Origin of the sequence: Pelomonas sp. Root1217, from assembly GCF_001425705.1 — a bacterium.
Taxonomy (GTDB): Bacteria; Pseudomonadota; Gammaproteobacteria; order Burkholderiales; family Burkholderiaceae_C; genus Pelomonas.
Genome location: NZ_LMDC01000027.1, coordinates 351,875 through 370,628, shown reverse-complemented (window position 1 = coordinate 370,628; position 18,754 = coordinate 351,875). Strand labels below are relative to the sequence as shown.

Genomic DNA, 18,754 nt, shown 5'->3' with positions numbered 1-18,754 from the left:
GCATGCATCGCCGTCCCCTCGGGGGACCGGCTGGCCTCACCGGCGTTCAGCCGGAGTGAGGCCGGACGAGGGGCCTACGGGAACGCAGGCACGTTCGGCTCCATCCCCTCGAAGTGCGCTTCGGGGTGGGTGCGTTCCAGCAGCTGTTCGATCTCGCTGATGCGCGAGCGGGGCACGTCGACGATGAGCAGGTATTGGCCTTGCTCGATGGCCGCCTCGAAGCGTTTCAAGCGCCGGCTCGGCGTGGAGCTGCCGATCATGCTGGACGACCAGGTGCCCAGCATGGCGCCTACCGCCGCCAGGCCGATGACGACCGCCGCGGGAGAAGCCGCACTGATTGCCAGAGCCGCCGCAACGCCGCCCGCCGCGCCCAGGCCGGAGCCGATCAGCGCCCCGTTCTGGGCCGCCTCGACCAGGTCCGATGTCTGCAGCACGTTGGCCGCATGAAGGCCATCCATCGCGGCACCTTCGGCGGCGACGAAATGGATATGGTGTTCGGTGATGCGGGCGAGCAACAGCTCGTCCATCGTGCGCCGCGCGCTGCTCAGGTGGGGTAGCAACCAGTAGATGCGCTTTCGCATGGGGTCCTCCAGCGAACAGGGAGAGTTCCGCTTCTACGCCGCTTCTCCTGCGCCTACAAGCCCCGGCTCAGCGGCAAGTTACATTGGCGGCCCTCGCCTCGCGACCCCATTCCATGCCTCCTCGCTCGTCGTCCTCGTCCTCCGGCCTGACTCCCTGGCTGCTGATTGCCGCCCTCATCATCCTGGCCGACCAGCTCACCAAAGTGCTCATCCTGCGCACCTTCCAGCTCGGTGATGTGCACCCCGTCACCAGCTTCTTCGACGTCGTGCGTGCCCACAACTTCGGCGCCGCTTTCAGCTTCCTGCATGGCGCCTCGGGCTGGCAGCGCTGGTTCTTCCTGGGTCTGGGCCTGGCCGCGGCCGGTTTCATCATCTGGATGCTGCGCCGCCACGGCCACCAGAAGCTGTTCGCTTGGGCGTTGACGCTGATTCTCGGTGGCGCGCTAGGCAACGTCATCGACCGCGCCATCCACGGCTACGTCGTCGACTTCATCCAGGTTCACGCTCGAAGCTGGTATTTCCCCGCCTTCAACGTCGCAGACAGCGCCATCACCGTCGGCGCCATCCTGCTGATCCTGGACGAATTGCGCCGAGTGCGCCGCGGTTGAACCCGCGCGGCGTGGCCGCGCAGTAGTTCACGGCGACAGATGTGACGAGCGGTGACAATCGCGCGCCTCTCAACGCGCCTTCATGCTCCTCGATTTCGCCAGCCTGAGCCATTACGACTGGCTCGACGTTCCTTTGTGGGTCTTCGACCCCGAACAACAACGCAACCTCTGGGCCAATGCCGCGGCCCTGCGGTTCTGGCATGCCGACAGCGCCGAGGAGTTCCTGTCGCGCGATTTTTCCGAGCATGGCGACGCCGTACGCGAGCGCCTGGCCGTCACGGCGGCCGACCATGCCCAGGGCAAGATCGTCCGCGAGCAGTGGACCCTCTATCCCAAGGGCGAGCCGACGACGGTCATGCTGGTGTCGCGCGGCATGCGCACGCCGGAACGTCGCCAGGTGATGTTGTTCGCAGCCGATTCGCTGGGTGGCGGTGCCGACCTTGCCATGCTGCGCGGCGTCGAGGCCCTGCAGCACACCTCGGTGCGCATCGCCGTCTTCGGGCTCGGCCAGGGCGATCTGCTGATGCGCAACCCTGCCGCGGCCCTGACGTTCGGCGACACGCCGCCCCGCCCCAACCAGACCGAGTTCACCCGCTTGTTCGCCCACATTGGCGATGCCGCCAGCATCCTGGGCCGCGTGCAGCGCGGCCAGACCTGCCACCAGGACGTCGAGTTGCAGACGCTGGCCGGCCTGCGCTGGCATGCACTGGACGCGCGGCCCATGCGCGATCCGGTCACTGGCGACACGGTCATGCTCTTCAATGCCCACGACATCGCCGATCTCAAGGCCAGCCAGGCCGCCCTGGTCGCCGCACGCGAGGCCGCAGAGACCGCCAGCCAGGCCAAGAGCAGCTTCCTGGCCAATATGAGCCACGAGATCCGCACGCCGATGAACGGGGTGCTCGGCCTGACCGAACTGGTGCTGCAAACGGAACTTAACGAGCGCCAGCGCCGCTTCGTCGGCATGGCCCACCAGTCCGCCAAGGGGCTGATGACCATCATCAACGACCTGCTGGACGTGGCCAAGATCGAGGCCGGCCGTATCGTCATCGACGAGCAACCCTTCAGCCTGCACGACTGCCTCGGCGAATCCCTGCAGCCGCTGCTGCTGCAGGCGCATGACAAGGGCATCCAGCTGCATGCCCGCGTACAGCCCGGCGTGCCGTCGTGGCTGGTAGGTGACGCGCTGCGGCTGCGCCAGGTGCTGATCAACCTGATTGGCAACGCACTGAAGTTCACCGAGCGCGGCGAAGTGCGCATCGAGATCGCCCTGGCCGATGCGCGCGACGGTGACGGCCCGGACCGCCTGCGCTTGCGCGTGGCCGTCACCGACACCGGCATCGGCATGACGCGCGACCAGATCGGCCAGATCTTCGATCCCTTCACCCAGGCCGATGGCAGCATCACGCGCCGCTACGGCGGCACAGGCCTGGGGCTGACCATCGTGCAGCGCCTCGTCAGCCTGATGAGCGGCGACATCACCGTCGAGAGCGAGCCCGGCGTGGGTTCGTCCTTCAGCTTCGAGCTGCAACTCGGCCAAGTGCCGGCTTGAAGGTTCTCAGGGCAGCAGCACAGCACTGCCAAGCAACTGGCGGGCTTCCAGGTCGCGGTGGGACTGGGCCGCGTCGGCCAGTGCATAGCGCTTGTCGATGCGGATGCTGACCTGGCCGCTGGCCACCATTTCGAACAGCTCGTCGCCCATGGCCTGCGTGGCTTCGCGCGTAGCGATGTGCGTGAACAGCGTCGGCCGGGTCACATAAATGGAACCCTTGGCCGCCAGCGTGCTCACACTGAAGGGCGGCACGGGGCCCGAGGCGCCGCCGAAGCTGGCCAGCAGGCCGAAGGGCGTCAGGCTGTTCAACGAGCCCTCCCAGGTGTCGGCGCCAACCGAGTCGTAGACCACCTTCACACCGCGCCCGCCAGTGATCTCGCGCACCTTGGCAGCGAAGTCCTTATCACGCCGGTAGTTGATGGCATGCGTCGCGCCGTTGTCCAACGCCAGCTGGCATTTCTCGTCGCTGCCGGCGGTGCCGATGAGCTGCAGGCCAAGCGCCCGCGCCCATTGGCAGGCGATCAGCCCGACACCGCCGGCCGCCGCGTGAAAGAGCACAAAGTCGCCCGGCTGCAGGCCACCTTGGGGCAGGGTCTTGCGCAGCAGGTATTGCACCGTCAGGCCCTTGAGCATCATGGCCGCGGCGGTCTCGAAATCGATGGCGTCAGGCAGCCTGAGCACGCATTTAGCCGGCATGACGCGCGCCGTCGCATAGGCGCCCGGCGGGTTGCTGGCATAGGCCGCCCGGTCACCCACCTTCAAGTGGGCAACCCCCTCGCCCACCGCCTCGACAATGCCCGCACCCTCCATGCCCAATCGGGCCGGCAGCGGCAGCGCATAGGTGCCATTGCGGTGGTAGACGTCGATGTAGTTCAGCCCGCAAGCCTCGTGGCGGATGCGGATCTCGCCTGGACCGGGGGCGCCGACCTCCACGTCCATCAGCTTCAGTTGCTCGGCCCCGCCCGGGGCTTCGATGACAACGGCTTTTTCACTCATGCGGCGTCTCCTGTTCGCGAGTCCGGTATCGTGCCAGCCCTTTGGCCCACGCGGCGGCGCCTGATGAAACTGACCCCACGCCTTGCTCTGCTGTTGACGCTGCCACCACTGCTGTGGGCCGGCAACGCCGTCATCGGCCGCATGGTGCGCAACGACATCCCGCCGATGGCGCTGAACGCGCTGCGCTGGCTGCTCGCCTTCGTGCTGCTGGCACCGCTCGCGCGCCGTCTGCTGGCCGACCCGCGGGAAGCGCTCAAGCGCTGGCGTGGTCTGGCCTGGCTGGGCTTTCTTGGCATGGGTTGCTACAACTCGCTGCAATACCTGGCGCTGCACACCTCGTCGCCGCTGAACGTCACGCTGATCACCGCCAGCATGCCGGTCTGGATGCTTGGCGTGGGTGCCGTCTTCTACGGCGTGAAGCCGGCTCGTCGCCAACTGGCCGGCGCAGCCCTGTCGTTGCTCGGCGTGGCCGTCGTCATCGCACGCGGCGACCCCGCCGCCCTGCTGGCCGTGCAATTCGTACCCGGCGACCTGTTGATGCTCCTGGCCCTCTTCACCTGGGCCATCTACTCCTGGATGCTGGCGCGGCCGGTGCGCGGGCTGCGCTCCGGCGAACGGCCGGACTGGAACTGGGCCGAGATGCTGATGGCTCAGCTGATGTTCGGCGTGGTGTTCTCGGGCGTGGCGGCGGGCGTGGAACAGGGCGTTGCACCGGCCTCCATCCACTGGAGCCCGACCCTGGTCGCCGTGCTCGCCTATGTCGCCATCGGACCGTCGCTGATCGCCTACCGCTGCTGGGGCCTGGGCGTGGCCGAGGCCGGGCCGGCGTTGGCCGGTTTCTTCGTCAACCTGACGCCGGTGTTTGCCGCCATCATCTCGGCGGCGCTGCTGGGCGTCGCGCCGGCCTGGTATCACGGCGTCGCTTTCGCGCTGATCGCGGCCGGCATCCTCGTCTCATCACGTTGATGCGAGTGCTGCACGCCGACGATCGCCTGGTCGTCATCGACAAGCCCGCCGGCCTGCTCAGCGTGCCGGGCCGCACCGAAGCCGATTGCGCCAGCGCCCGCGTGCAAATGCTCTACCCCGATGCGTTGGTCGTGCATCGCCTCGACCAGGCCACTTCGGGCCTGCTGCTGTTCGCCCGCGGCCTCGATACCCAACGCGATCTCAGCGCCGACTTCGCCGAACGCCGCATTGACAAGCTCTATGTCGCCGTCGTCGCCGGCCATCTGGAGGGCGAAGGCTTCATCGACCTGCCGGTCGGCGCGGACTGGCCCAACCGGCCGCGCCAGCAGGTCGACCTTGAACACGGCAAGCCCTCGCAGACGCGCTGGCGCGTGCTGGCCCATGATTGCGGCCGCACCCGCGTCGCACTGCAACCGCTGACCGGCCGCACCCATCAACTTCGCGTTCACCTCGCCGCCATCGGTCATGCCATCCTGGGCGATACGCTGTACGCGCAGCCCGACCTCGCCGCCGCCAGCCCGCGCCTGCTGCTGCATGCCAGCGAATTGCGCCTCGCCAATCACCGCTTCATCTGCGCCCCGGAGTTCTAACCATGCATCTCTACATCGTCACCGGCAGTTCGCGTGGCCTGGGCGCCGCGTTGGTTCAGCGACTCACACAAGCGGACAATATCGTCATCGGCATTGCACGCAAAGCCAATCCGGCGTTGCAGGCCGAGCAATGGACCCTCGACCTTGCTGATCCCGTTGCCGCCGCCGAGCGACTGCAAGCCTGGCTGCGCGCCAACAAGCACTGGGACAGTGCGACGCTGATCAACAACGCGGCCTTGCTCAGCGAGCCGGGCCCATTGGCCGCCTCGCCCCTCGATGGCCTTTCCTCAGCGCTGCGCGTCGGCCTGGAGGCACCCACACTGCTGAGCCGCGTCTTCCTGGCCGAGACGGCCGGCATACCGATACGCCGCATCCTCAACATCTCCTCGGGCCTGGGCCGTCGCGCCATGGCCGGCAGCGCAGCCTATTGCGCCATCAAGGCCGGGCTGGACCATCTCAGCCGTGCGCTGGCCCTGGAAGAGCCTAGCGTCGGCGTCGTCTCGCTGGCACCGGGCGTCATCGATACCGACATGCAAGTTCAGCTGCGTGGCGCCGACCCCACCCGGTTCCCCGAGCAGACCCGCTTCCAGGGCCTGAAGGATGGCGGCCAACTGCAGACTGCGGACGACACGGCCGCGGCGATTGTTCGCTTTCTCATGCGGCCAGACTTCGGGAAAACCGTCGTTTCCGACATCAGAGACGCTTGAAAATCCTGATCCGAACCTGCATCTGCCGGCTCGTTTCCAAGCTTCTGGAGAACTCGCTTGAACCGCATCTTTGCTGTGACCCTCGCCACCCTGCTGGCCGTCACGCTGCCCGCCCATGACGCCGAGGCCAAGCGCCTCTCCAGTGGTGGCCTGAAGCGCAGCGTGCCCACCCAGACCACGCCACAAACGCCGCCGGCCCAGCAGCCTGCGCCCCAACAAGCCGCTCCGGGCAAACAGGCTGCTGCAACACCCGCGGCCGCTCCCGCTGCGGCGCCCAAACGCTCCTGGCTTGGCCCCATTGCCGGCCTGGCCGCAGGCCTGGGCCTGGCCGCGCTGGCCAGCCACTTCGGTTTTGGCGGCGAACTGGCCAGCATCATGACGATGGTGCTGCTCGGCCTGGTGGCGGTCTTCGTGATCCGCTTCCTGGTGCGCCGCTTCGCCGCGCCGAAGCCGCAGCTCGCCGGCGCCAACGGCGCCAACTTCCGGGCGGCCGAACCGGCGTGGAATCCGGCAGCGGCCACGGCTTCCGGCGCTGCCGCCGCCCCCGCAGGCTTCGACGCCGCGGGCTTCGAGAAGCTCGCCAAGCAGGTCTTCATCCGCCTGCAGGCCGCCAACGACGCCGGCGACCAGGCCGACCTGCGCCGCTTCACGACGCCGCAGATGTACGCCAACATCCAGCACGACCTGCTGGAGCGCGGCGCACAGGCTCAGCGCACCGAGGTGCTGCAGCTCGATGCCAGCGTCGTCGACGTCGCGACAGAGGCCGGGGAACAGATCGTCTCCGTGCGCTTTTCGGGCCTGGTGCGCGAGAAGAGCGAACAAGCCGCGGAGGACTTCGATGAGATCTGGCATCTGGTCAAGGCCGGTGACGGCTGGCTGATTGCCGGCATCCAGCAGACCGCATGACCCAAGTCATAGCGGGTTAGACCCGAGTCCGGGCCAGTCGAGAATGGGCGCTTCGAGCGCCCATTTCCTTTTGAGGCCCCACATGATTCGTTTGCGTCTTTCTCTTTGTGCACTCGGCACGGCGTTGCTGGCCGCCTGCGCCTCTTCTCCTGCGCCGGCGCCGGTCTCCACGGCCGTCATTGCGCCCAATGCGAACCTGGTCATCCAGGGCATCCCGCCCGTGCCCCAGAGCCTGGCTGACGCCATCGGCCGCTACAACGACTTCCGCGGCCACGCCTTCGCCGACTGGCACCCGACCCAGCGCGAGATGCTGGTCAGCCACCGCAAGGCCGGTGCCAACACGGCGCAGATCTTCCGCGTGACGACGCCGCTGACCGACGGCGAGCAGCTCACCGACGGTATCGACCCGGTCGTGCGCGCGAGCTACGAGCCGCGCAACGGTCGGTACATCGTCTTCGAGCGCGCCACAGGCGGCAACGAAGTCGCGCAGCTCTATCGTCTGCCGCTGAACCAGGCTGGCGCTCAGCCAGTGCTGCTGACCAACCCCGACGAGCGCCACTCGATCAACACCTGGCTGCGCAGGAGCGGCCGACTCGTCTATTCCTCGGTACCCATCGACCGCACCGCCCAGGGCGGTACGCGCACCAAGATCACCACCACGCTGTGGCTGATGGACCCCGAAAAGCCCGAGGCGCGGCGCAAGCTGGCCGAGCTGGACGGCGGCGGCTGGTTTGCTGGCCGCCCCTCGCCCGACGAGCGTCTGGTGTCCTTGACGCGCTATCTGTCGGCCAATGAATCGCAGATCTGGATGCTGGACCTGGACAGCGGCGTGGCCAAGCAAGTCGCGCCGACGGCGGGCAGCCAGGAGGCCAAGGCCACCTACGCGCCGACCGGATGGACGCCTGACGGCCGCTCGCTGTGGATCGCCAGCGACCGCGCGGGCGAGTTCCGCGAGCTGATGAAGCTGGATCTCGCCAGCGGCCGCATCGACCGTGTCAGCGGCCATATCCCTTGGGACGTCAGCGGCGTCACGCTGACCGAGGACGGTGCCAGGCTGGCGGCCCAGTTCAATGTGGATGGCCGCGACGAGCTGCATTTTTTCGATGCGGCGACTGCCAAGGAAGTGCCTGCCACCGCCCTGTCGAAACTGCCCGATGGCAATGTCGGCGCCGCTTCCTACCACCACGGTCGCGGTGAGCTCGCTTTCTCAATCAGCAATGCCCAGGGCCCCAGCCAGATCTATTCGCTGGGCACGGATGGCAAGGTCCAGCAATGGACCCGGGCGACGGGCGCCGTCGACACCGCGGGCTTCGGCGAGCAGAAGAGCGTGCGCTGGAAGAGCTTTGACGGCACGACGATCTCGGGCCTGCTGACCGCCCCGCCCAAGAAGTTCTCGGGCAAGCGTCCGGTGCTGATCTCCATCCACGGCGGGCCCGAGTCCCAGGCCAGCTTCGGCTTCCTGGGCCGCAATGCCTACTATGTGCAGGAGCTGGGCATGGCGCTGATCCAGCCCAATGTGCGCGGTTCCAGCGGCTACGGCAAAAGTTTCCTGGCGATGGACAACGGCTTCAAGCGCGAAGACTCGGTGAAGGACATCGGCGCCCTGCTCGACTGGATCGCGACCCAGCCCGACCTCGACGCTTCCCGTGTGCTCGTCACCGGCGGCAGCTACGGTGGCTACATGACGCTGGCCGTGTCGACGAACTATGCCGACCGCATCGCCGGCTCCATCGACGTCGTCGGTATCTCGCACTTCGTGACCTTCCTGAACAACACCGAAAGCTACCGCCGCGACCTGCGCCGCGTCGAGTACGGCGACGAGCGCGACCCGGCGATGAAGGCCCATCTGGAGAAGATCTCGCCGCTGACCAACGCGGCCAAGATCAAGAAGCCGCTCTTCGTCATCCAGGGCAAGAACGACCCGCGCGTGCCCTACACCGAGGCCGAGCAGATCGTCGCGACCGTGCGCCAGGGTGGCACGCCGGTCTGGTATCTGCGCGCCGAGAACGAAGGCCATGGCTTCCAGAAGAAGGACAACCAGGACTTCCAGTTCTACGCCACCGTGCTGTTCATGCAGCAGACCGTGCTGAAGTAGGCCCGGCTTGGACCTGCTTGGACCCGTAAGCCCCCTGCCTGCGGTGGCGGCGCTGCTGCTGGCCTTTGCCACGGCGGCGCTGCTGCAGCGGCATGCCGGCGCCTCACCGGCGCCGGGCCGCTTCGCCAGCATCGACGGACTGCGCGGCTACCTGGCCCTGGGCGTTTCCCTGCATCACGGCTGCATCTGGTACTTCTATCAGCACAGTGGTGAGTGGAAGCTGCCGCCATCGCGGCTCTACACCCATCTGGGTCACAGCAGCGTCGACCTGTTCTTCATGATCACGGGCTTCCTGTTCTTCTCCAAGCTGATCGCCGCCCGCCAGCGGCCGCTGGACTGGCTGCAGTTGGTCGTGTCGCGCGTGCTGCGCCTCGTGCCGCTGTATCTCTTCGTCATGCTGCTGCTGTTCACGACGGTCGCCGTGCTGTCGGGCGGCGAGTTGCATGAGCCGGCCCGCACCGTCGCCAAGCAGGCCCTGCGCTGGCTGGGCTTCACGATGTACGGCAATCCACCGATCAACCAGGTCGAGGTGACCGAAATCATCGTGGCCGGCGTGACCTGGTCCCTGCCTTACGAGTGGTTCTTCTACGGCGCCCTGCCCCTGCTGGCGCTGACGGTCGGCGTGCTGCCACGCTGGCCCTATCTGTTGCTGGGACTGGTGTCTGTCACCGCCTTGCTGAACTGGCCCGCGCAACCTATGTACCTGTGGGCGTTTGCCGGCGGCATTGCGGCCGCGGTGGGCTGCCGCTCGGCACAGCTGTGCCGCTGGGCCGCCAGTCACTTTGCCAGCGTGTTGATCCTGGCATGCCTGGCAGCGGCTGTAACGCTGTTCCCCCTTGGTACGGACTATGGTTCGCTTGGGCTGATGGCACTGGCCTTCGTGCTGATCGCCTGCGGCAACAGCCTTTTCGGCCTGCTGCTGCATCCGGTCTCGCGCCTGCTGGGGGAGTCGGCCTACAGCATCTATCTGCTGCATGGCTTCCTGCTGTTCAGCCTCTTTCATTTGGTGCTTGGCGTTGATCGGCCAGGTGCCGCCTTGCCGGCAGCCGTGCACTGGGGCTGGGTGCTGGCGCTGACGCCGGTTCTCGTGCTGGCCAGCCACGCCAGCTATCGCTTCATCGAGGCGCCGGCGATGCGGGCCACCTCGGCAGCCACGGCGGCCCTGCGCCGCCGGCTTCAGAAATCGCCGGACCGGCTGGCTGCATAGGCCAGCGCCTTGGGCCAGCCGGCGGGCGTGGGCGGATCGCCGCGCCAAGCCCAGGCATTGATCCAGCCGCCGTGGCCCACGGCCAGAGCGCACGGTGGCTGCCAGGCGGCCGCGCGCAGCAGCAGCGCATTGAGGGATTCGCCACCATCGAATTCGAAACCGCAGAAGTCGCGCGTCCAGCGCTCGAATTCCACCGCCGAGATTGCGCTCCAGAGCTGGCCGTCCCAGCGACCGAAGTCCATCTCCGCCAAGGATGGATCGACACGCCACAGGAAGCCCCATCGCTTCAACCAACGCCCTACCGATGCGGCACGGGCCAGCGGCGAGGTCACGACCTCGCGCGGCAACCCGTGCCGGCGGGCATGGGCGCGAATGCGATGAGCCAGGCGCTTGGCCTTGCGGGGGTTGATGGGCAGATCGGTGCGATTGCCGATGCAGCGGCCCTCGGCGCCGACGGGCCTGGGGTGGCGCCAGATCGTGAACACGGGATTCAGAGCGAGGCCGTGAAAGCCAGAAGCACGGCAATCTCAGCCAGTTGCTCGGTCGCGCCCAGGCCGTCGCCCGTGTAGCCGCCAAGACGGCGCTTCAGCCACTGACGCATCAGCAGTGCGGCGAAGACCGCCGCACCTGCAGCAACCAGCAGGCGCGGCAGATACACGCCACCGGCCGCGAGCATCAGCAGCAGTAAGCCACACCAGGCCAGCGCAATGGCGAAATTGCCGGGCGCCACGGCCATTGCCAGTGGCTTGGCCTTGGCATGCTCCGCATCGCCGCCGTAGGGCAGGCTGACCATCACACCGACGGCCGTAGCGCGAGCAAAGGCGTGGCTGGCCAGCAAGGCAGCCACGGCAATCAGCAGCGGTCGCGTTGCCAACACGGCCAGCAGCGCCGCGCGCAGCAGCAGGCTCAGGCCCAGCGCCAAAGCGCCAAAGCTGCCGATGCGCGAGTCCTTCATGATCATCAGCGCCTTGTCGCGACTGACCACGCCACCCAACGCATCGAAGGTGTCGGCCAAGCCATCTTCATGGAAGCCGCCGGTCAGCACGACGGTGGCCGCGAGCGCCAGCACCGCGGCCACCCAGGCCGGCCACAACTGACCGGCCCCCGCCAGCACCAGTGCGCCGACACCACCGACCAGTGCACCCACGAGCGGGAAGTGCCGCACGCAGTCGTTCAGCCAGGCCGGCTCGAAGCGCTCCAGCCGCACCGGCAGGCGCGTCAGGAATTGCAGCGCGACGAGGAAAAGCCGCACAGGGCTACTCGCGGTTGCTGACGCCGGCGCTGTCGAAGCTGGCCATGTCGGCCAGCAGCGCACAGGCGGCCGTCAGCAGTGGCCAGGCCAGCGCCGCACCACTGCCCTCGCCCAGGCGCAGGTCCAGGTCCAGCAGCGGGCGCACACCCAATTGTTGCAGCCAGCGCGCATGGGGCCCCTCGGCCGAGCGATGGGCGAACACGCAAGCCACAAGCACGCCTGGGTGCAGCGCCTCGGCCAGCGCGACGGCCGCGGTCGTGATGAAACCGTCGACGACGACAACGCGCCGTTGCGCGGCGGCGGCGATGACGCTGCCGGCCATGGTGACGATTTCGAAGCCGCCGAAGGCAGCGGCCAGCTGCAGCGTGCCCAGCGCATGCGCATTGGCGGCCAGGGCCTCGCCGAGCACTTCGAGCTTGCGTGTCAGGCCAGCGTCGTCCAGCCCGGTGCCGCGGCCCACGCAATCCGCCAGCGGCAGCCCGGTCAGGCGCTGCATCAGCAGGCTCGCCGACGAGGTGTTGCCGATGCCCATTTCGCCCAGCAGCAGCGCGTTGCCGGGCAGGCGTTCGACGAAGGCCACGCCGTTGCGCAGCGCACGCTCGGCTTGTTCGCCCGTCATCGCCGGCCCGGCGCTTGCGTCAGCCGTGCCCGCTGCAATACGCAGGTCGACGGCCCCGTCGGCAAGCGGCGCATCGACCCCGCAGTCGGCGATCGTCAGCGTCAGACCTTGTTGACGCGCCAGCACGGACACGGCCGCGCCGCCGGCCAGCATGTTGGCGACCATCTGCGGCGTGACTTCACGCGGGTAGGCCGACACGCCGCGCCGGGACAGGCCATGGTCGGCAGCATAGACCGCCAATTGGGGTTCGCGCAGCGTGGGCCGCTCGACGCCCTGGATCAGTGCCAGTTGCAGGGCCAGGGTCTCAACGCGGCCGAGGGCACCCAAAGGCTTGGTCTTGTGATCGATGGCGTGCTGCACGCGCGCCGCAAGTCCGGGCTCGGCCAGGGCCGGCAGGTCAGGGAAGTTCATTTCAATTGCTTTGCTTGATATCGGCGAGCCGAGCGCTGGGCCGCTCCCGAGCCGGCCCGCTCAGGCGATGTGCTTGCCGGTCAAACCGGCAAGCATCGCCGTCCTCTTGGGGGACCGGCCAGGCTCGCCCGCGTTCAGCGCGGCGAGACTGGACGAGGGGCACCATGACTAGCCGACGAGGTTGGCCAGGGTCAGCAACGCGAGCAGCAGCATCCACAGCACGACGGAACGCCAGACCAGGCCGACGACGCTTTGCAAATGACCCAGCTGCGGCGGTGCGCCCGCCGTGGAGCCAGCGGCGCCGGTGAACTCGGGTTCGGTGCCGGCATCGAAGGTCTTGCTGCGATCCGGCGTGACGCCAGGCGCTGCAGCGCCGCCCAGCTGCAGGCCCACAGCGCCAGCAGCAGATGCGAGGATGATGCCCTCGTTGGAATGCAGCCAGAGGCTCGCGTCGCGGCGCCAGCCATTCACAGCCTCTTCGAAGTTGCCGACGATGGCAAAGCCCGTCGCTGTCAGCCGCGCGGGCAGGTGGTCAATCCAGGTGAAAGCCTGACGCGACAAGGCCAACAGGCGGGTGTTGGTCGGTGCGTCCAGTGTGCGGCTCTTGAAGGCCCAGTAGCGGCCAGCGAATTCGGCCATGCGGTAGACCACCGCGCCTGCCGGCCCCAGGCCGACGGTCGAGCAGACGATGAACCAGAAGAACACGCCAAAAACGTGGCGATGCGCGGCGAGCAGCGAATGCTCGATGACATGTCGGATCAGCTCGGTGCGCGGCAACTCGCTGGCATCCAGGTGGCGCCATTCGGCCAGCAACTGGCGCGCGGTCGCGTCGTCGCCGCGCTCGAGGGCATCACGGATGTCGGTGTAATAGTGGCTGAACTGCCGGAAGCCCAGCGTCAGGTAGAGGATGAGGACGTCCAGCCCAAGGGCAAGCAGCACGCTGAAATGGCGCAGCGCCCAGTAGATCAGCGCAACGGCCAGGCCCGGCACCAGAACCGTGATGGCCCAGACGACGGCGGCATGGTGCTCGTCGCCAGCGTCGAAGTTGCGACCCGTCCAGCGCACCCAGCTGATGACCGACTGGTGCACGCGGTTGCCATGCCTCAGGGGCTTGAGTTGCTCACACAACAGGGCCAGCAGCACCGCGAAGAAATTCATGGGCCGGGATGATAGTGGCGCGTTCAGGCGCCGCTGAGGAGACGGTAGAGGTTGCGCAACATTGCAGCCGTCGCGCCCCAGATAAAGTACTCGCGTTCGGCGCCCTGCCAAGGCATGGACAGGAAGCGCCGCTCTGCACCCGCGAACTCGAAACGGTGGTGGCGATGGTGGGCCGGATCCATCAGGAAGGCCAGCGGCACCTCGAAGGCTTCGGCGACCTCGAAGTCATCCAGAGTCAGCGTGAAGCCCGGCTCCACGAGGGCCACCACCGGCGTCACCTGGAAGGCCGTCACGGTCGAATAGACCGGCAACTGGCCAATGATCTCGATGTGCTGGCGCGACAGGCCGATCTCCTCCTCGGTCTCGCGCAGGGCGGTCGCGACGGGGTCATCGTCCTCGGGCTCGACACGGCCGCCGGGGAAGCTGATCTGGCCAGCGTGGTCGCGCAGGTGGTCGGTGCGCCGGGTCAGCAGCAGATTCAAGCCCGTCTCTCGCTGCACCAGCGGGATGAGCACGGCGGCGCCAGACGGCTCGCGATTGGCGAAAAGGCCCCCGTCGCCGACGAACTCAGGCGTCCAGGCCGCCACCTCCGCCAAGCGCGCCCGTATGGCTGAAGCCGTCAGCGCCAAGTCGGGCACCGCAGGAAGATGATCGTCGATGCTCGTGACCGGCACGAGTTGGGGCTGGGTGATGGCGGGGCGGGTCATGCGACAAAAAACAAAAGCCGCCGAGAGCGTACGCCCTGGCGGCTTTGGCTGGAGTGAACCCAGCTTTTGCCTGCGTTAACGGCAGCGCCAGCGGCGCCATTAACTTCGGCGAAAGTTGGCTTAGGCCAACTTTTCTTTGATTCGAGCCGACTTGCCCGAACGCTGGCGCAGGTAGTACAGCTTGGCGCGGCGGACATCACCGCGGCGCTTGACTTCGATCGTGGCGATCAGCGGGCTGTAGAGCTGGAAAGTCCGCTCGACGCCTTCGCCGCTGGAGATCTTGCGGACGATGAAGCTGCTGTTCAGGCCTCGGTTGCGCTTGGCAATCACGACGCCTTCGTAGGCCTGCACGCGCTTGCGGGTGCCTTCAACGACGTTGACGCTGACGATCACCGTGTCGCCAGGGGCGAAGGGCGGGATGGTCTTGTTCAGGCGAGCAATTTCTTCTTGCTCAAGGGTTTGGATCAGGTTCATCTGTACTCCTGGGGATCTTGGCGGGGCGCTATTTATCGGGATGTTTGCAGCTGACTCCTGTGAAGGTAATCCAGCCACTCGACCCGCCAGAGGATCGGACAGCCCGCTATTGTAGCCTGGAGTGCGGGTTTAGCCTAGAGCTTGGCCAGGAAGGATTCATCGGCCTTGCTGAGGCGGCCGGCGGCGCGGGCTGCGGCAATCAGGTCGGGCCGGCGCGCGGCTGTCAGCGCCAGGGACTGCTCGCGGCGCCAGCGCCGGATGTCGGCGTGGTGGCCCGACAGCAGCACGGGCGGCACGCCGCGACCATCGGCCAGGACTTCGGGGCGGCTGTAGTGCGGGCAGTCCAGCAAGCCGTCGGAGAAGCTGTCCTGCTCGTGGGATTTAGCGTCGCCAAGGACTCCCTCCTGTAGCCGTGCGACGGCGTCCAGGAGAGCGAGTGCCGGGAGCTCGCCGCCCGAAAGCACGAAGTCGCCCAGGCTGAGTTCCAAGGTCACATGACGGTCCAGCACGCGCTGGTCGATGCCCTCGTAGCGGCCGCAAAGCAGGATGGCACCCTGACCCGCGGCGAGATCCTGCACGCGGGCCTGATCGATGCGCGCGCCGGTCGGGGTGAAGTGGATGACGACGGGCGCCGCCTCGCCACGATCGGCCTTGACGGCGGTGAGCGCCTTTTCAAGCGGCTCGGCCAGCATGACCATGCCTGGACCGCCGCCGTAGGTGCGGTCGTCGACACGGCGGTAGTTGTCATCGGCGAAATCACGCAGCGGCCACAGGCGCACGTCGACCTGACGGCTCTCGAAGGCGCGCCGCGTGACGCCGTGCGTCAGATGCGGCGCGAACAGCTCCGGGAAGATCGTCAGGACATCGAAGCGCATGGCTTCGATCAGAAGTCCAGGCCCCAGTCGACGCGGATACGCCGGTCTTCCAGGCTGACGTCGTCGATGAAACTCCCGACGAAGGGGATCAAGCGCTCCTGGTCCGGCTTGGCGGGCTCTTCCACGCCGGGCGGCAGGATGCGCAGCACGGCGTGCGGGCCGGTATCGATCAGGCCGATCACTCGTCCCAAGGCCTCCGACTCGCGATTGACGACGTCCAGGCCGATCAGGTCGACCCAGTAATACTCGCCGTCGGGTGTGCGCGGGAAGTCGCTGCGGGGAATGTGGATCTCGTGGCCCCGCAACGCCTCGGCAGCATTGCGGTCGTCCACCCCTTCGGCGATGGCGACGATGCCCTCGCCCTGTTCTCGCACCGATTTCACGGCCAACACCAGTTGCCCGGGCTTGGGGCCGGTCGACTTCAGATACCAGCGCTTGGCGCTGAACAGCGCATCCGCATCGGCCGAGTAGGCCTGCACCTTGAGGCCGCCCTTGATGCCCCAGGCGTCGAGGATGCGGCCCACCGGCAGCAGATCTTCGGGCCAGGAAGCAAAAGACGGCGCCGAGGCGCCGTCTTGCTGAGGCTTGTTGCCTGCCACGAGTGCTTAGGCGGCGACAGCGGCCGTCTTGGCATCGCCAACCAGGCGGGCCACCGTGGGCGACAGCTGGGCGCCGACACCGATCCAGTAGCTCACGCGGTCCTGCTCGACGCGCAGCTTCTCGGCGGAACCGGAAGCGACGGGATTGTAGAAGCCGACGCGTTCGATGAAGCGGCCGTCACGACGCTGGCGGCTGTTGGCGACGACGATGTTGTAGAAGGGGCGCTTCTTGGAGCCGCCGCGGGCCAGACGAATCACAACCATGATGTTTCCTAAAAATTGGGCGACCACTGCACGAGGAGACACTCAGGGCGAGCAAGTCGAATGGCAGGAACCCCTGCCGGGGGAGGCTCTGTAGATACGCCGCAGCCATCTGCGACCAGCGCCAAACCCAGCATTATAAACTCGATCCGCTCTACGCTGAGCAGTTCTCGAAACCGCCAAATGTCACAGCTCACCTCTGCTGCCCTTACCTTGACGATCCGTCCTAGCACCGACGCCGACTTGGGCGCCATCCAGGCCATCTACGGCCAAGCCGTGTTGGAAGGCACCGGCACCTTCGAGACGGAGGTGCCGGGCGCCGACGAAATGGGACGCCGTCGCCAGGAGGTTTTGAGCCGAAATCTGCCCTGGCTGGTCGCCGAACGTGGCGGCGAAGTGCTGGGATATGCCTACGCCAACTACTTCCGCCCTCGCCTCGCTTACCGCTTCTGCGTCGAGGACTCGATCTACCTGTCGCCCGCGGCTCAAGGCCAGGGCCTCGGCCGCCTGCTGCTGGCCGAGCTGATGGCGCGCTGCGAAGCCGCCGGCGCTCGCCAGATGCTCGCTGTCATCGGCGACGCAGCCAACGCCGGCTCGATTGGCGTGCACAAGGCGTTGGGCTTCGAACACACCGGTGTGCTGAAGAGCGCCGGCTGGAAGTTCGGCCGCTGGCTGGACGTCGTGCTGATGCAGCGCACACTCGGCCTGGGCGACAGCGCCGCCGCCGAATGAGCGGCGCCACGAGACACAAGGCCGTTGCGACCTGGCTGGCCTTGCTGGTTGGCGTCTTCGGCCTGCATCGCTTCTACCTGCATGGCTTGAAGGATCGCTGGGCCTGGGCCTTCCCGCTGCCTACCTTGCTGGGCCTGACGGGGATGCATCGCATGGACCAGCTCGGTCAGGATGACCGCCTGGCGTGGGTGCTGATCCCATTCCTTGGCCTGAGCCTCGTCGCCGCCCTGCTCGGCGGCATCGTCTACGGGCTGATGCCGGACGAGCGCTGGAACGCCCGCTTCAATGCCGGCCGGCCGGCCAGCACGGGCGGCTGGGCCGCCGTCATCGGCGTCGTGCTCTGCCTGCTGTTTGGCGGCACGGCGCTGATGGCGACCATCGCCTTCAGCGCCCAGCGCTACTTCGAATCGCAGGCCGGTCAGTAGAGAATGAAACTGACCCAGTAGCAGATGCCGGCCATCAGCGCCGCGGCCGGGATCGTGAAGATCCAGGCCCAGACGATGCTGCCGGCCACGCCCCAGCGCACGGCCGACGGACGCTGCACCGAGCCCACGCCGACGATGGCGCCGGTGATGGTGTGCGTCGTCGACACCGGGATGCCCAGAGCCGTCGCCAGGAACAGCGTGATGGCCCCGCCCGTCTCGGCGCAGAAGCCGCCCACCGGTTTGAGCTTGGTGATGCGCTGCCCCATCGTCTGCACGATGCGCCAGCCGCCAAACATCGTGCCCATGCCGATGGCGATGTAGCAGGCGACGATGACCCAGCTGGGCGGTGCCTTGTCGCCGACGCTGACCATGCCGGCGGCGATCAGCAGCATCCAGATCAGGCCGATGGTCTTCTGCGCGTCGTTGCCGCCGTGGCCCAGGCTGTACAGGCCAGCCGACACGAGCTGCAGCCGCCGGAACCAGCGGTCGATGCGTATCGGCGACTTGTGCCGGCAGACCCAGGCCACGATGACCATCATCAGCGAACCCAGCAAATAGCCCAGCAACGGCGACACGATGATGAAGGCGACGGTCTTCCAGATGCCGCCGGCGACCAGGGCCGACGGCCCCGCCTTGGCGACGACAGCGCCGGCAATGCCACCGATAAGCGCATGCGAGGAACTCGACGGAATGCCCCACCACCAGGTGATGAAGTTCCAGGCGATGGCGCCGATCAGCGCACCAAAGACGACGTGGTGATCCACCACCCCCGGCTCGACGATGCCCTTGCCCACGGTGGCCGCCACCTTGAGCTGGAAGATGGCGATCGCGACGACGTTGAAGAAGGCGGCGAACAGCACGGCCTGCTGCGGCTTCAGCACGCCGGTGGACACCACCGTGGCGATGGAGTTGGCCGCATCGTGGAAGCCGTTCATGAAGTCGAACAGCAGGGCCAGCACGACCAGCAGGGCCACCACCCAGAAGGCGATCTCAGCGGATGCCATGTCAGCGGTGCCCGGCCGCCCGAAGGCGC

At 67.3% G+C, this 18,754-nt stretch carries 22 protein-coding genes; 10 read left to right on the top strand and 12 right to left on the bottom strand.

What is annotated here, in order from left to right; genetic code table 11:
* Positions 1 to 74 precede the first annotated feature (74 nt).
* Positions 75 to 581, bottom strand: a complete 507-nt coding sequence (locus ASC95_RS19385) for a hypothetical protein (RefSeq protein WP_057299332.1) — start codon at positions 579 to 581, stop codon at positions 75 to 77.
* A gap of 113 nt (positions 582 to 694) precedes the next feature.
* Between ASC95_RS19385 and lspA the strand changes: the two genes are divergently transcribed.
* Both lspA and ASC95_RS19375 read left to right on the top strand, forming a co-directional pair.
* On the top strand, positions 695 to 1,189 hold the full coding sequence (lspA, locus tag ASC95_RS19380; protein WP_057299331.1) for a signal peptidase II: 495 nt from the start codon (positions 695 to 697) through the stop codon (positions 1,187 to 1,189).
* An 82-nt stretch (positions 1,190 to 1,271) separates the two neighbouring features.
* Positions 1,272 to 2,741 carry an ATP-binding protein gene (locus ASC95_RS19375; RefSeq protein ID WP_057299330.1) on the top strand — a complete coding sequence of 490 codons (1,470 nt, stop codon included), beginning with the start codon at positions 1,272 to 1,274 and terminating at the stop codon, positions 2,739 to 2,741.
* A 6-nt stretch (positions 2,742 to 2,747) separates the two neighbouring features.
* Here the strand turns inward: ASC95_RS19375 and ASC95_RS19370 are convergent, their stop codons facing one another.
* Positions 2,748 to 3,737, bottom strand: coding sequence for a quinone oxidoreductase (locus ASC95_RS19370; protein WP_057299329.1), 990 nt, complete (start codon positions 3,735 to 3,737; stop codon positions 2,748 to 2,750).
* Between the two features lie 63 nt (positions 3,738 to 3,800).
* On the opposite strand from ASC95_RS19370, the gene ASC95_RS19365 reads away from it, so the two are divergent.
* From ASC95_RS19365 to ASC95_RS19340, 6 genes are all read left to right on the top strand, one after another.
* Entirely contained in the window at positions 3,801 to 4,703 is a 903-nt protein-coding gene (locus tag ASC95_RS19365; RefSeq protein ID WP_057299328.1) for a DMT family transporter, read from the top strand.
* The gene (locus ASC95_RS19360) at positions 4,703 to 5,293 is read left to right on the top strand and encodes a pseudouridine synthase (protein WP_057299327.1); all 591 of its coding nucleotides are present in this window, start codon (positions 4,703 to 4,705) and stop codon (positions 5,291 to 5,293) included. Before ASC95_RS19365 ends, ASC95_RS19360 begins: the two co-directional genes overlap by 1 nt.
* Before the next feature lie 2 nt (positions 5,294 to 5,295).
* Complete coding sequence (locus tag ASC95_RS19355) at positions 5,296 to 6,000, top strand: SDR family NAD(P)-dependent oxidoreductase (protein WP_057299326.1); 705 nt, start codon at positions 5,296 to 5,298, stop codon at positions 5,998 to 6,000.
* Between the two features lie 57 nt (positions 6,001 to 6,057).
* Positions 6,058 to 6,906 (top strand): Tim44 domain-containing protein, encoded by an 849-nt coding sequence (locus tag ASC95_RS19350; RefSeq protein ID WP_057299325.1) that lies wholly within the window; start codon positions 6,058 to 6,060, stop codon positions 6,904 to 6,906.
* Between the two features lie 82 nt (positions 6,907 to 6,988).
* A complete protein-coding gene (locus ASC95_RS19345; RefSeq protein ID WP_082567929.1) occupies positions 6,989 to 9,001 on the top strand; it encodes a prolyl oligopeptidase family serine peptidase in 2,013 nt (670 codons plus the stop codon).
* A 7-nt stretch (positions 9,002 to 9,008) separates the two neighbouring features.
* A complete protein-coding gene (locus ASC95_RS19340; protein ID WP_082567928.1) occupies positions 9,009 to 10,208 on the top strand; it encodes an acyltransferase in 1,200 nt (399 codons plus the stop codon).
* Here ASC95_RS19340 and ASC95_RS19335 read toward each other — a convergent pair.
* From ASC95_RS19335 to rpsP, 9 genes are all read right to left on the bottom strand, one after another.
* The gene (locus ASC95_RS19335; protein WP_057299324.1) at positions 10,178 to 10,693 is read right to left on the bottom strand and encodes a histidine phosphatase family protein; all 516 of its coding nucleotides are present in this window, start codon (positions 10,691 to 10,693) and stop codon (positions 10,178 to 10,180) included. The genes ASC95_RS19340 and ASC95_RS19335 overlap by 31 nt on opposite strands.
* Positions 10,694 to 10,698: 5 nt before the next feature.
* The gene (gene cobS / locus ASC95_RS19330) at positions 10,699 to 11,460 is read right to left on the bottom strand and encodes an adenosylcobinamide-GDP ribazoletransferase (RefSeq protein WP_057299323.1); all 762 of its coding nucleotides are present in this window, start codon (positions 11,458 to 11,460) and stop codon (positions 10,699 to 10,701) included.
* Between the two features lie 4 nt (positions 11,461 to 11,464).
* Positions 11,465 to 12,490, bottom strand: coding sequence for a nicotinate-nucleotide--dimethylbenzimidazole phosphoribosyltransferase (cobT, locus tag ASC95_RS19325; protein ID WP_057299322.1), 1,026 nt, complete (start codon positions 12,488 to 12,490; stop codon positions 11,465 to 11,467).
* A gap of 168 nt (positions 12,491 to 12,658) precedes the next feature.
* Positions 12,659 to 13,648, bottom strand: a complete 990-nt coding sequence (locus ASC95_RS19320; protein ID WP_057299321.1) for a CobD/CbiB family protein — start codon at positions 13,646 to 13,648, stop codon at positions 12,659 to 12,661.
* 23 nt (positions 13,649 to 13,671) lie between these two features.
* Positions 13,672 to 14,355 (bottom strand): CoA pyrophosphatase, encoded by a 684-nt coding sequence (locus tag ASC95_RS19315; RefSeq protein ID WP_057299320.1) that lies wholly within the window; start codon positions 14,353 to 14,355, stop codon positions 13,672 to 13,674.
* 120 nt (positions 14,356 to 14,475) lie between these two features.
* Positions 14,476 to 14,829, bottom strand: a complete 354-nt coding sequence (rplS, locus tag ASC95_RS19310) for a 50S ribosomal protein L19 (RefSeq protein WP_056201923.1) — start codon at positions 14,827 to 14,829, stop codon at positions 14,476 to 14,478.
* Between the two features lie 134 nt (positions 14,830 to 14,963).
* A complete protein-coding gene (gene trmD / locus ASC95_RS19305) occupies positions 14,964 to 15,704 on the bottom strand; it encodes a tRNA (guanosine(37)-N1)-methyltransferase TrmD (RefSeq protein ID WP_057299319.1) in 741 nt (246 codons plus the stop codon).
* Positions 15,705 to 15,712: 8 nt separating this feature from the next.
* Positions 15,713 to 16,303, bottom strand: a complete 591-nt coding sequence (gene rimM, locus ASC95_RS19300; RefSeq protein WP_057299318.1) for a ribosome maturation factor RimM — start codon at positions 16,301 to 16,303, stop codon at positions 15,713 to 15,715.
* 6 nt (positions 16,304 to 16,309) lie between these two features.
* Positions 16,310 to 16,567, bottom strand: a complete 258-nt coding sequence (gene rpsP / locus ASC95_RS19295) for a 30S ribosomal protein S16 (protein WP_056201913.1) — start codon at positions 16,565 to 16,567, stop codon at positions 16,310 to 16,312.
* 180 nt (positions 16,568 to 16,747) lie between these two features.
* Here rpsP and ASC95_RS19290 point away from each other — a divergent pair, with 180 nt between their 5' ends.
* Together ASC95_RS19290 and ASC95_RS19285 are read left to right on the top strand one after the other, a co-directional pair.
* Complete coding sequence (locus ASC95_RS19290; protein WP_057299317.1) at positions 16,748 to 17,296, top strand: GNAT family N-acetyltransferase; 549 nt, start codon at positions 16,748 to 16,750, stop codon at positions 17,294 to 17,296.
* Positions 17,293 to 17,721 (top strand): hypothetical protein, encoded by a 429-nt coding sequence (locus ASC95_RS19285; protein WP_057299316.1) that lies wholly within the window; start codon positions 17,293 to 17,295, stop codon positions 17,719 to 17,721. Before ASC95_RS19290 ends, ASC95_RS19285 begins: the two co-directional genes overlap by 4 nt.
* Here the strand turns inward: ASC95_RS19285 and ASC95_RS19280 are convergent.
* Entirely contained in the window at positions 17,715 to 18,725 is a 1,011-nt protein-coding gene (locus ASC95_RS19280; RefSeq protein ID WP_056201908.1) for an inorganic phosphate transporter, read from the bottom strand. The two genes, ASC95_RS19285 and ASC95_RS19280, sit on opposite strands and share 7 nt — an antisense overlap.
* Positions 18,726 to 18,754: the final 29 nt, after the last annotated feature.